This is a genomic window from Bradyrhizobium hipponense, from assembly GCF_008123965.1.
Lineage (GTDB): Bacteria > Pseudomonadota > Alphaproteobacteria > Rhizobiales > Xanthobacteraceae > Bradyrhizobium > Bradyrhizobium hipponense.
This window is the reverse complement of record NZ_VSTH01000157.1, coordinates 18,656-30,911: the sequence shown is the minus strand read 5'-3', so window position 1 is coordinate 30,911 and position 12,256 is coordinate 18,656. Positions and strand designations below refer to the sequence as shown.

Annotated in this window: 12 protein-coding genes; 5 read left to right on the top strand and 7 right to left on the bottom strand. The window is 63.8% G+C overall.

The features are described 5' to 3' along the window. Positions 1-47 precede the first annotated feature (47 nt). From FXV83_RS36425 to FXV83_RS36400, 6 genes are all read right to left on the bottom strand, one after another. Positions 48-752, bottom strand: a complete 705-nt coding sequence (locus FXV83_RS36425) for an ABC transporter ATP-binding protein (protein ID WP_148744404.1) — start codon at positions 750-752, stop codon at positions 48-50. After that, complete coding sequence (locus FXV83_RS36420) at positions 736-1,467, bottom strand: ABC transporter ATP-binding protein (protein WP_148744402.1); 732 nt, start codon at positions 1,465-1,467, stop codon at positions 736-738. The genes FXV83_RS36425 and FXV83_RS36420 overlap by 17 nt, the downstream gene beginning before the upstream one ends. Continuing rightward, a complete protein-coding gene (locus tag FXV83_RS36415) occupies positions 1,464-2,447 on the bottom strand; it encodes a branched-chain amino acid ABC transporter permease (RefSeq protein WP_148744400.1) in 984 nt (327 codons plus the stop codon). Before FXV83_RS36415 ends, FXV83_RS36420 begins: the two co-directional genes overlap by 4 nt. Next, the gene (locus FXV83_RS36410) at positions 2,447-3,325 is read right to left on the bottom strand and encodes a branched-chain amino acid ABC transporter permease (RefSeq protein ID WP_148744398.1); all 879 of its coding nucleotides are present in this window, start codon (positions 3,323-3,325) and stop codon (positions 2,447-2,449) included. Before FXV83_RS36410 ends, FXV83_RS36415 begins: the two co-directional genes overlap by 1 nt. 194 nt (positions 3,326-3,519) lie before the next feature. Then, entirely contained in the window at positions 3,520-4,764 is a 1,245-nt protein-coding gene (locus FXV83_RS36405; RefSeq protein ID WP_187436411.1) for an ABC transporter substrate-binding protein, read from the bottom strand. 89 nt (positions 4,765-4,853) lie between these two features. Next, complete coding sequence (locus FXV83_RS36400; RefSeq protein WP_148744394.1) at positions 4,854-5,669, bottom strand: putative hydro-lyase; 816 nt, start codon at positions 5,667-5,669, stop codon at positions 4,854-4,856. A 120-nt stretch (positions 5,670-5,789) separates the two neighbouring features. Between FXV83_RS36400 and FXV83_RS36395 the strand changes: the two genes are divergently transcribed. The 4 genes from FXV83_RS36395 to FXV83_RS36380 are packed head-to-tail and all read left to right on the top strand — an operon-like array spanning position 5,790 to position 10,004. Then, the gene (locus FXV83_RS36395; RefSeq protein WP_148744392.1) at positions 5,790-6,707 is read left to right on the top strand and encodes a LysR family transcriptional regulator; all 918 of its coding nucleotides are present in this window, start codon (positions 5,790-5,792) and stop codon (positions 6,705-6,707) included. Positions 6,708-6,739: 32 nt separating this feature from the next. Next, positions 6,740-7,990: a Zn-dependent hydrolase gene (locus FXV83_RS36390; RefSeq protein ID WP_148744391.1), complete on the top strand. Its 1,251-nt coding sequence runs from the start codon at positions 6,740-6,742 to the stop codon at positions 7,988-7,990. 17 nt (positions 7,991-8,007) lie between these two features. Further along, on the top strand, positions 8,008-8,919 hold the full coding sequence (locus FXV83_RS36385; protein WP_148744389.1) for an NAD(P)-dependent oxidoreductase: 912 nt from the start codon (positions 8,008-8,010) through the stop codon (positions 8,917-8,919). Positions 8,920-8,930: 11 nt separating this feature from the next. Beyond that, entirely contained in the window at positions 8,931-10,004 is a 1,074-nt protein-coding gene (locus tag FXV83_RS36380; RefSeq protein ID WP_148744387.1) for a malate/lactate/ureidoglycolate dehydrogenase, read from the top strand. 238 nt (positions 10,005-10,242) lie between these two features. Here FXV83_RS36380 and FXV83_RS36375 read toward each other — a convergent pair whose 3' ends face one another. Continuing rightward, complete coding sequence (locus tag FXV83_RS36375; protein ID WP_148744385.1) at positions 10,243-11,316, bottom strand: tartrate dehydrogenase; 1,074 nt, start codon at positions 11,314-11,316, stop codon at positions 10,243-10,245. A gap of 157 nt (positions 11,317-11,473) precedes the next feature. Between FXV83_RS36375 and FXV83_RS36370 the strand changes: the two genes are divergently transcribed. Beyond that, positions 11,474-12,250 carry an SDR family oxidoreductase gene (locus FXV83_RS36370; RefSeq protein ID WP_148744383.1) on the top strand — a complete coding sequence of 259 codons (777 nt, stop codon included), beginning with the start codon at positions 11,474-11,476 and terminating at the stop codon, positions 12,248-12,250. Positions 12,251-12,256 lie beyond the last annotated feature (6 nt).

The window sequence follows — 12,256 nt, the reverse complement described above, 5'->3', positions numbered from 1 at the left end:
TCCCCATACAAGGATGACGGCGGAGTTTGTGGCGGCGGTTCAGAAAGCTACAGCCCCAGATACGCCTTTCGCACGTCCGGGTTGCCCCTGATTTCTGCCGCCGGACCCTGCATCAGCACGCGGCCGGTTTGCAGGATATAGGCGCGGTCGGCGATCTCGAGGCATTCGGCCATGCGCTGCTCGACGATCAGCACGGTCATGCCGGCATCGCGGATGCGTTTGACCGCCTGAAAGATCTCGTCGACAAGCTTTGGCATAATGCCCTGCGAGGGCTCGTCCAGCATCAGCAGCCGCGGCCGCGTCATCAGGGCGCGGCCGATGGCGAGCATCTGCTGCTCGCCGCCGGAGAGCGTTTCGGCGCGCTGGTCCAGGCGTTCGGACAGGCGCGGAAACAGCGTGAAAACGAGATCGAGCGGCTCTTCGCGATTTGCCTCGCCGCGGTACAGATAGCTGCCGAGGCGGAGATTGTCGCGCACGGAAAGACGCGGAAACAGGCGGCGGTTCTCCGGCACGTAGGCGATACCGGTGGCCGTGACATGATGCTGCGCCATGCCGTCGAGACGCTTGCCGTCGAACGTCACGGTGCCCGAACGCGGGCGCTCGGCGCCGGCAATGGACTTGAGCAGCGTCGACTTGCCAGCGCCGTTGGCGCCGGCGACGCAGACGATCTCTCCCTTGGCGACTTCGATGCTGACCGCGGAGATCGCGACCAGGCCCTGATAGGCGGTCGTGACTTCATGCACTGACAGCATGACGATCTCCCAGATATGCGCTGATCACCTTGGGATCGCGCACGACCTCAGTGGGCTTGCCCTCGACCAGCACCTTGCCGAGGTCGAGCACGATGGCGCGATCGACCAGCGGCATCACGATCTCCATGACATGCTCGACCATCAGCACGGTGATGCCGGCATCGCGCACCTTCCGCACCAGCGCAACGCCGGTCTGCGCCTCGGTCGGCGTCAGGCCGGTGAGGACTTCGTCGAGCAGCAGCAGTTTTGGCTCGGTCGCGAGCGCGCGCGCGACTTCGAGGCGGCGCTTCTCGGCCGGCACGAGGTCGCTCGCGCGCACATCGGCGCGAGCGGCAAGGCCGGTGAACTCCAGCACCTCATGCGCCTTGCGGCGCGCCTCGCGCATCACGGTGTTGCGCACGAGAGCGCCGACAATGACGTTGTCGATGACCGTCATGGTCTCAAAGCTCTTGACGACCTGGAAGGTGCGACCGACGCCGCGCTGGCAACGCTCGGCAGCCGGCATTTTGGTGACATCCTCGCCGTCGAACCAGATCGTGCCCTGGGTCGGCGGCAGCACGCCGGCGATGAGATTGAACAGCGTCGACTTGCCGGCGCCGTTCGGCCCAATCAGCCCGACGATTTCGCCGCGCCCGACCGAGATCGAGACGTCGCTGTTGGCGACAAGGCCGCCGAAGCGCTGCCAGACACCGCGGGTTTCAAGGAGCGCGGTCATCGTGTGGCTCCCTTCGACTTCGCGCGCGAGAACAGGCTCACCAGGCCTTGCGGCAAGGCCAGAGAGATCAGCACGATCAGTGTGCCGTAGACGATGAGATCGACGCCGCGGCCGGACCCGCCGATATAGGAGCGCGTCAGCTCCGTCATCGGGATCAGGATGGCCGCGCCCAGCACCGGGCCCCAGAGGGTGCCGATGCCACCGAGCACGGCCGGCAGCGCCATCAGCAGCGAGAACTGGAAGCCCATCACGCTCTCAGGATCGATATAGGCGAGAAACTGCGCATAGAAGGCGCCGCCGATGGCAACGAGAAAAGCTGAGACGGCAGCCGCGCCCATCTTGGAGTTGAACACGACGACGCCGAGGCTCTCGGCAGCTTCCGGATTGTCCTTCACCGCGCGCCACCAAAAACCCCATTTGGAGTCTTCGAGCCACCAGGTGACGAACCAGGCGAGACAACACAGCACGAGCGCGAAATAGAAGTACGGCAGCTTGCTGCGCATGAACTGGAATTTCAGCCAGCTGTCGCCGCGCACCGGAATGGTGATTCCCATCGCAGCCCCCGCCCACTCCCAGTTCTGGAACAGGAGCAGCCCGATCTCGGCAATGACGATGGTCGCGATCACGAAGTAATGGCCGCGCAAGCGGAAGAAGGGATAACCGAGCCCCATTGCGATCAAGGCCGCAATCACGCCTCCGCCAAGCATGCCGAACCAGGGCAGCACGCCGAACTTGGTGAACAGGAGCTCCGTGGTGTAGGCGCCGATGCCGAAATAGAGCGCATGGCCGAGCGAGATCTGTCCGCAATAGCCGGACAGGATGTTCCAGCTCTGTGACAGCGCCGCATACATCAACGTCAGGATCAGGATGTTCTGGACGTAGACGTCCTTCACGAACAGCGGCGCGAGAGCGGCCAATGCGGCCAGCACCGCGGCGATGACCAGGTCGCGGCGGCGCCGCGCGGCAAAATTCTTGTCCATCACATCTGCCCGAACAGGCCGCGCGGCCGGATGAAGACGACCAGCAGGTACACGGCGTAGATGCCGACCGACTTCAGCGAAGGCGGCAGCACCAGCGCGGTGGTGGCTTCGACGAGACCGACAATGATGCCGCCGGCGAAGGCGCCGAACACGCTGCCGAAGCCGCCGAGCGCAACCGTGACATAGGCGATCAGCGCAAAGGACGCGCCGACGTCGGGATAGATATAGAAGAAGCTCGCCATGATTGCGCCCGCAAGACCGACCAGCGCAGCGCCGAGGCCCCAGCCCAGCGCGAAGACGCGGTTCTTGTCGATGCCGACCAGCGCCACCGCGCCAGGGTCTTCACGTGTCGCCTCGAGCGCGCGCCCGAAATCGGTGCGATGGATGAAGAAGTAGAGGCCGGCAAAGGCGAGAATCGAGACCAGCGCGCCGATCAGTTGCGGCTCCGGCAGGAAGACGCCGGCGAACGAGATGGTTTTGCCGCCAAGCCAGGACTGCGGAATGCTGCGGTAATCCGGCGTGAAGAAGAACTGCGCCAGCCCGCGCATCACGATGGCCAGGCCAAAGGTCGAGAAGATCTGCACCATGCCTGCGTTGGCCTTGGCCCGCATGGCGAAGCGTACGATCAATAGATAGACCACCGCCCCGAACACGAAGAGTGCCGCGGCGACCAGCGGCGCCGACAGCAGGGGGTCGATGGCGAAGAACGCAAACAGGAAGAAGCTGACGTACATGGCGATCATCAGAAACTCGCCATGGGCGAAGTTCACGACGTCCATCAGGCCGAAGATCAGCGCGAGGCCGACGGCGATCAGTCCGTAGAGCAGGCCCATGAGAAGGCCGCTCGCAAGACTCTGGATAATGGCTTGGGCTGTCATTGGTCAGCCTCCACCCGAGAAGTGCCGCAGTAGAGCTTCGTCATTGCGAGGAGCCCTTGCGACGAAGCAATCCAGACTGTCTCCGCGGATACATTCCTGGATTTCTTCGCTGCACTCGCAACGACGATGCGGTGAAGCAGTTCGGTGCTCTCGACTGTCACGGTGTCTGGCCCCCCACCTGCCCAGCGCGCCGCTTATTTCATCGGCCAGATCGCCTCGGCGATCGCAGCCTGCGGCGGGAAGATGGTGACGAACTTGCCGCCGACATATTGCAGCAGCACCGGATCGGCGTCGTTGTTCTGGCCCATCTCGTCGAACTTGACGCGCTTCCAGGGCATGATGGTCTGCTCGCCCGGGATATCGGTCGCCGCCAGCGCATCGCGGATCTTCTCGCCATCGGCCGACTTGGCGCGGTTGATCGCGTCGGCGAGGATGATCAAGCCCATGAACTGGCGCGAGGTGAGATCGTTGAAGTCCTTGCCCGACTTCGCCTTGAACATCTCGTTGATCTTGCCGACCATCGGGCGCTTCTGCGCGAGGTCGAGCGAGAAGGTGCCGCGCGAGATCACGCCTTCGAGCTTGTCGCCGACGGCGTCGTAGAGTGCCTTCTCGGAGAAGCCGGCATCCTGCGCCACGATCGCGTTCGGCTTGTAGCCGAGCTCGGCCATGGTCTTGACCAGCAGGATCCCGTCGGTGGTGTAGCTCGACGGCATCAGCACGTCGGCACTGGAAGTCTTGATCTGCTGCACCTCGGCGGAGAGCGACGGCGAGTTGGCGCGGTACTTGATGTCGGTGACGATCTTGTAGCCGCGCTCGCCGGCGATCTTGGCCTGGGCATTGGCGGAATCGGTGCCGAAGATGGTGTCCTCGTGGAACAGCGACAGCGTCTCGATCTTGGTGCCCTTTTTCTTCATGGCATCGAAGAAGTCAAACATCGCGGCCGAGTACATCTCGTCGTGCGGGGAGGCGCGGAAGTAATATTTGAGACCGCGGCGATGCAGGCTCGGCGACGAGTTGTCGGCGGACACGAACGGTATCTGGTAGCGTTCGCAGATCTGGCTGACGGTGACCGCGACCGCGCTCTGGTAGGTGCCGATGATGGCGGAGACCTTCTCCTGCGTGATCAGGCGCTCGGCCTCGGCGCGGCCCTTTTGCGGATCGGCCTGATGGTCGGCGAACACGAGGCGAATCTTGGCGCCGCCAAGGCCCGGCAGGCCCTCGCCCTTCGCCAGCGGCAGGTCGAAATCGGTGTCCTTGTTGATGACCTCGAGCGCGGTCTCATAGGCCTTCTGCGCGTCGACGCCCTGCTGGGCGCTGCCGCCGGAGAAAGGATAGATGACGCCGATCACGACTTCCGAGGTCTGCGCGCGGGCCGCCAACGGTAGCAGTGCAGCAGTGGCGGTGGCGCCTAGCAACACGTCGCGGCGAGTGATCGTCATGGCAAAGTCCCCTGTTACTGAATTTCGGCTGATCGAATGAAGTGATTGATGGATGTGGTAAAGCCCGAAGAAGCAGCAAACGCTGCCCACTAAATCACGGCCATGGTCCTGTTCTTGAGATCCGTCACCAGCATCAGGCCGGGCGAATGCGTGATCGCGAATGGCAGCTTGGCGGCGTTGATCACCGATTGCGGCGTCACGCCGCAGGCCCAGAACACCGGGATCTCGTCGTCGGCGACCGGCACCGGATCGCCATAGTCGGGCTTGGCGATGTCCTTGATGCCGATCAGGTGGGGATGGCCGAGATGCACCGGCGCGCCGTGCACGGCGGGATAGCGCGAGGTGATCTGCACGGCGCGGATCGCATCAGCCGCCTTGAACGGGCGCATCGACACCACCATCGGGCCGGCGAACGGACCGGACTCGCCGCACGCGATGTTGGTGCGGTACATCGGCACGCGCACGTTCTGCTCGATGTGGCGGATCGGCATGCCCTCGTCGAGCAGAGCCTCTTCGAATGAGAACGAGCAGCCGAGCACGAAGGTGACGAGATCGTCGCGCCAATGCTTCCTCACGTCGGTCGGCTCGTCGACCACCTCGCCGTCGCGCCAGACGCGGTAGCGCGGCACGTCGGTGCGAATGTCGAGATCGGCGCCGAGCGAGGGAATGTGGGGGCTGCCGACGTCTGACATGCCGATGATCGGGCACGGTTTCGGATTGAGCTGGCAGAAGCGGTGAAAGGCGCTGGCGTATTCCGCCGGCAGGATCGCCAGATTGCCCTGGACGAAGCCGGGGGCAACACCGGCGGTCGAGCCGACCTGACCACGTCGGTAGGCAAGCCGCGCCAGACGGCTCGGGAGGGTGTCGGGCGTTTCAGTTTGCTGCGCTGCCACCAAAACAGTCATGTGATCGACCTGCCTATAAACTCGACAAAGACAGCCAACACCAAGCGTGCTATAAAGTCTAATCTTCGTTTCTAATCAATATCGATAAATATACCTTATCGATTTGGGAAAATCCTTCCAATGCTGGACTTCAGATCGATCGAGACATTCCTCTGGGTTGTGAAGCTCGGCAGCTTTCGCGGCGCCGCAGCGCGCCTCAACACGACCCAGCCGGCGATCTCCCAGCGCATCGCCCAACTGGAGCGCGAGATGGGCGTGAAGCTCCTCAACCGCGACCATCGCGTGGTCTCGCCGACGCCGAGTGGCCGGCAAATGATGGTCTATGCGGAGAAGCTGATCGGTCTGCGCGCCGCAATGGTGGCCGAGGTCGGCGACCGCTCGGCGATGCGCGGCGTGATGCGGCTCGGCGTTGCCGAGACCATCGTGCACACATGGCTGCCGCGGCTCGTCAAGAGCATGAACGAGGTCTATCCGAACCTGTCGCTCGAGATCGAGGTCGACATCACGCCGAACCTCACCGCTCGCCTGCTCGCGCAGGAGATCGAGCTTGCATTTGTGGTGGGACCGCTGTCGGCCTCCGGCGTACATAACCGCGTGCTGGCGGATTATCCCATTGGCCTCCTCGCAAGTCCGTCGCTCGGACTTGGCGATGGACCGGTCACACGGGCGGAGCTGGCGCGGTTTCCGATCATCACCTTTCCGCGCAAGACCAGGCCCTACGAGGTTGTGCGCGAGGTGTTCGACCGGCCCGAGCTGCCGCCGATCCGCCTGCACGCCTCCGCTTCGCTTGCGACCGTCATTCACATGGCGGTCGAGGGACTTGGCATCGCCGTGATCCCCAACGCCATCGTCGAGAACGAGCTCGCGGACGGACGGCTGCAACTGCTCGATACGGACCTGAACATCGCGCCGCTGACATTCACGGCGAGCTGGCTCGCCTCGCCCGACGTGGTGGCGGTGGAGCGCGTTGCGGAGCTTGCACGGCAGATTGCGCAGAGCAGCCTCGCGGTTGACGAGTCCGCGCCAGCGCGTCATTGAAAAAGACGCCGGACAATTGAGAGACTGACCGCATGAGCCGAGCCGCCACCAATCTGCAAATCGATTCCGCCCGCCTCTGGGGCTCCATCCACGAGACCGCGCAATTCGGCGCAACAGCCAAAGGCGGCGTGCGGCGGCTCACGCTAAGCGCGGAGGACAAGCAGGTGCGCGACTGGTTCCGCAAGGCTTGCGAGGACGCCGGCCTGGAGGTGCATGTCGATGCGCTCGGCTCCCAGTTCGGCTTGCGCAAGGGACGGGACATGTCGAAGCTACCCGTCGGCATCGGCTCGCATCTCGATACGCAGCCGACCGGCGGCAAGTATGACGGCATCCTGGGAACGCTCGGCGCGCTCGAGGTGATCCGTACGCTCAACGACGCCGGAATCGAGACAGAGGCGCCGATCTGCGTCGTCAACTGGACCAATGAAGAGGGCTCGCGCTTCGCGCCTGCGATGATGGCCTCCGCCGCCTATGTCGGCGACTTCACCACCGATGACATTTTATCGCGCAAGGACGCCGATGGCACGACCGTCGGCCAGGCGCTGGACGGCATCGGCTATCGCGGCGACAAGCCGGTCGGCTTCCAGAAGCTCGGCTGCTTCGTCGAATTGCACATCGAGCAGGGTCCGATTCTGGAAGCCGAAGGCAAGACCATCGGCGTGGTCGATTCCGGCCAGGGCGTACTCTGGTACGATGGCAAGATTTCCGGCTTTGAGAGCCATGCGGGGTCGACGCCGATGCCGCTGCGGCGCGATGCTCTGGCGACGCTGTCGGAGATCGTGCTGGCGATGGAGAGCATCGCGAAGCAGCACGGGCCGAACGCGGTCGGCACCGTCGGCGAAGCCGTGATCGCAAATCCCTCGCGCAACGTCATTCCCGGCGAGATCGCCTTCACGATGGATTGCCGCAGCGCGGATGGCGCAATCATGGATGGGCTCGATCGTGACCTGCGCGCTGCGATCGCCGAGATCGCCGCGCGTCGCAAGGTCGAGGTGACCATCGACCTGGTCTGGCGCAAGCCGCCGACGCACTTTGATGCCAAGCTCATTGCGGCGGTCGAGAATGCGGCCAAGACGCTCGGCTATTCCTCTCGCCGCATCACCTCCGGCGCCGGCCACGACGCCTGCAACCTCAACACCGTCATGCCGGCCGCAATGGTGTTCGTGCCCTGCAAGGACGGCATCAGCCACAATGAGCTGGAGGATGCCACGCAGCCCGACTGTGCCGCCGGCACCAACGTGTTGATGCATACCGTGCTGGCGATTGCCGGCGTCGCATCCTGATTAAGTGGAGTAGCGCCATGCGCGGAGTTTTCGTCGACGCCAACGAAGCCCTGGCCGTGATCATGGAGCGGCTTGAGCAGCTTGGCGATCCCAAGGTGAGGATCCACAGGGATCCCGATATCAAGCCCGAACAGTATCCAGACATCCTCGACGGCGCAGAGATCGCGATCGTCGATCACACCGCGTTGCCGACCGAGGTCGCAAGGAAGTGCACGGGCCTTAAGCACGTCGTATTTCTCGGCACCGGCGCGCGCAGCTACATGAACCCCGAAGAACTTAGCCAGCTCGGCATCTCCGTGCATCTGATCAAGGGTTATGGCGACACGGCGGTCGCGGAATCCGCGATCGCGCTGATGTGGGCGTCGGCCCGTGGGATCGCAATGATGGATCGCGAGATGCGTGTCGGCAACTGGCTGCGCGAGGACGGCATGCAGCTCACCGGCAAGACGCTCGGCCTCATCGGCTTCGGCGGCATCGCCGCGGAAGTCGCGCGGATTGCGTCGGGCAGCGGCATGAAGGTGATTGCCTGGAACCGCTCGCCGAAGAGCCATCCCGGCGTGGAGTTCACCGATCTCGACACGGTGCTGGCAAGAAGCGACGTTGTTTCGCTGCATCTCCTGCTCAATGACGAGACCCGTGGCATGATCACGCGCGAGAAGATCTTTGCGATGAAGCCGGGCGCCATCCTCATCAACACCGCCCGCGCCGCGGTGGTCGACGAGCAAGCGATGATCGACGCGCTGAAATCCGGTCATATCCGCCATGCCGGCCTCGACGTCTTCAACATCGAGCCGCTGCCCGGCGATCATCCGCTGACAAAACTGCCGAACGTGACATTGTCGGCGCATTCGGCGTTCCGCACGCCAGAGGCGAGCGAGAATCTAATCGAGGCGGCGTGGCAACACTGCCGCCGGATCGCCAAGGGATAAGAACAACAACAATGGCCGAGTATCGCAACATCAAGGCGCAGCCCCTCACCAACGCCATCCGGGCCATCGCCAAGGCGGGCGGCTCCACGGACCGCGAAGCCGAGTTGGTCTCCACCAATCTCGTCGAAGCCAACCTGAAGGGCCACGACTCCCATGGCGTGGGCATGGTCCCGCGTTATGTCGAAGCGGTCGTCGAAGGCGGCCTCGCCGTCAACCAGCACGTCAAGATGGTGATGGATACGGGCCCTCTGCTCACCCTTGACGGCCTCACCGGCTACGGCCAGGTGATGGGCCATGAGGCGATGGAGCTCGGTGCCGAGCGCGCCAAGCGCAACGGCGTCTGCGTGGTCGGCCTGTCGAACTCGCACCATATCGGACGCATCGGCCACTGGGCCGAGCAGTGCATCGATCACGGGCTGGTATCGATCCACTTCGTCAACGTGATCTCGCGGCCGATCGTGGCGCCCTGGGGTGGCAGCGATGCGCGCCACGGCACCAACCCGTTCTGCGTCGGCATCCCGCGCGCCGGCAAGGAGCCGATCGTGCTCGACTTCGCCACCAGCAAGATCGCGCAGGGCAAGACCCGCGTCGCCTTCAACAAGGGCGTCGAGCTCGAGCCCGGCACCATCATCGACAACGAGGGCAGACCCACCAACAATCCGCGCTACACCGTGATCGCGCCGCACGGCGCCATCCTGCCGTTCGGCGAGCACAAAGGCTCGGGACTTGCGCTGGTGTGCGAACTGCTTGGCGGCGCACTCTCCGGCGGCGAGGTTGTCAAAGGCCCGGCCGACGGCAAGCGGCGCGTCCTCAATGGCATGCTCTCGATCCTGATCGACCCGAGCAAGCTCGGCACGGGCGAGAACCTGGCGCGCGAAGTCGAGAGCTTCGTCGCCTGGCACACCGGCTCACCGCCCGCCCCCGGCGTCGACAAGGTGAAGATCGCCGGCGAGCCCGAGCGCGAGACGAAGAAGAAGCGGCTCGCCGAAGGCATTCCGGTCGATCCGACCACTTGGCAGGAGATTCTGGAGGCCGGGAAAAGATTCGGGTTGGATCAGGCGGCGATCGAGAAGATCGTGGGCTGATCGAGCAGCCGAACGTTCACGCGTTCGACTTAAATGTGCGAGCGCGCCAACATCACAGCTGTCGTCCCGGACGAGCGGAGCGATGATCCGGGACCCATAGCCACAGGAAGCAGTTTGGCGAAGACTCGTGGTTACCAGCTCGCGCCACAACCACTCCCTGTGGTTATGAGTCCCGGCCTTCGCCGGGACGACACTGGAGTTTGCCGCGATGGCGGAGCGCTCACGCTACCGCTCCGCCCTAATCCACCATCTCAGCGACCGCCTTGCCGCAGGCTGTCGTGTCGGCGTTGCCGCCGAGATCCCTGGTGCGCAGTGTGCGTTCTGCGAGCGTTCGCTCGATTGCATCGACGATCGACTTGCCGGCTTCCTTCTCGCCGAGATGCTCGAGCATCATCGCGCCCGACCAGATTGCGCCGATCGGGTTGGCGATGCCCTGACCCGCGATATCGGGCGCCGAGCCATGCACCGGCTCGAACACCGATGGGAAATTACCCTCGGGATTGATGTTCCCGGACGGCGCAATGCCGATGGTGCCGGTGCAGGCGGGGCCAAGGTCGGACAGGATGTCGCCGAACAGATTGGAGCCGACCACGACGTCGAACCAGTCCGGATGCAGCACGAAGTTCGCGGTCAAAATGTCGATGTGGTATTTGTCCCACTTCACGCTCGGATACTTCTTCGCCATCGCCTCCACTCGCTCGTCCCAATAGGGCATGGTGATGGAGATGCCGTTGGACTTGGTCGCCGACGTCAGGTGCTTCTTCGGCCGTGACTGCGCAAGCTCGAAGGCGAATTTCAGGATGCGGTCGACACCGACGCGGGTCATCACGGTCTGCTGCGTCACGAATTCGCGGTCGGTCTCCGGGAACATGCGGCCGCCGACGGAAGAATATTCACCTTCCGTGTTCTCGCGCACCACCCAGAAATCGATGTCGCCGGGCTTGCGGCCCGCCAGCGGCGACGGCACGCCGGGCATCAGCCGCACCGGCCGCAGGTTCACGTACTGGTCGAACTCGCGGCGGAATTTGATCAGCGAACCCCACAGCGAAACGTGATCGGGGATCTTGGCCGGCCAGCCGACCGCGCCGAAGTAGATCGCGTCGTGCTTGCCGATCTTCTCCTTCCAGTCGTCCGGCATCATCTGGCCATGCTTCTCATAATAGTCCCAGCACGAGAAGTCGAAATGGTCGAAATGCAGGGAAACTCCGTGCTTCTTCGCTGCCGTTTCCAAAACGCGCAGGCCTTCGGGCATCACCTCCTTGCCGATGCCGTCGCCGGGAATGACCGCGATCCGGTATTGCTTCTTGCTCATCGAAAACGTCCCTGGTTAGTCTGGCAGCCGCCGCTTTTTTGATCGCACTGCAATGGACCAAAGTCAGCGGCAGTGCAACGCTGCACTGCAATGTTGACCGTGGCGCGGCCGACCGCCTACTGATTTCATCCTGTTCCTTTCCTGCGAGTTAACTCCCATGGATCTGCATCTGCGTGGCAAGCGCGTCCTGATCACCGGCGCGTCAAGGGGCATCGGCGCAGCCGCCGCCGAGGCGTTCGCCGAAGAAGGCTGCCATCTGCTGCTCGCGGCCCGTAGCGGCGATCAGCTCAAGACGCTGGCCGAGCGCCTGCGGTCCGCGCATCAGATCGACGCCTCAACGAGCATCGTGGATTTGCGCAAGAGCGAGGACGTGGCGCGACTGGCGAAAGAAGCCACCGACATTGACGTGCTCGTCAACAATGCCGGCGACATTCCCGGCGGCTCCATCGACAAGATCGACGAGGCGACCTGGCGTCACGCCTGGGACTTGAAAGTGTTCGGCTACATCAACCTCACGCGGCAGATCTATGCGCAGATGAAGGCCAGAGGCGGCGGCGTGATCGTCAACGACATTGGTGCTGCCGGCGAAAAGTTCGATGGCAACTACATCTGCGGCAGCGCCGGCAACGCCGCGCTGATGGCTTTCACGCGCGCACTCGGAGGCAAGAGTCTTGCCGACAACATCCGCGTGGTCGGCATCAATCCTGGGCCTGTCGGCACCGACCGCCACGTCACGCTGCTGAAGACGCGGGCCAAGCAACAGCTCGGCGACGAGACCCGCTACAAGGAATTCCAGAAGAGCCTGCCGCTCGGCAGGCCTGCGCATGCCCGCGAGATCGGAGACCTCATGGCGTTTCTGGCGTCGGATCGCGCCGGCTATACGTCAGGCGTCATCTATACGGTGGATGGCGGCATCAGCGCGGGATGGGGTTGACGCTAT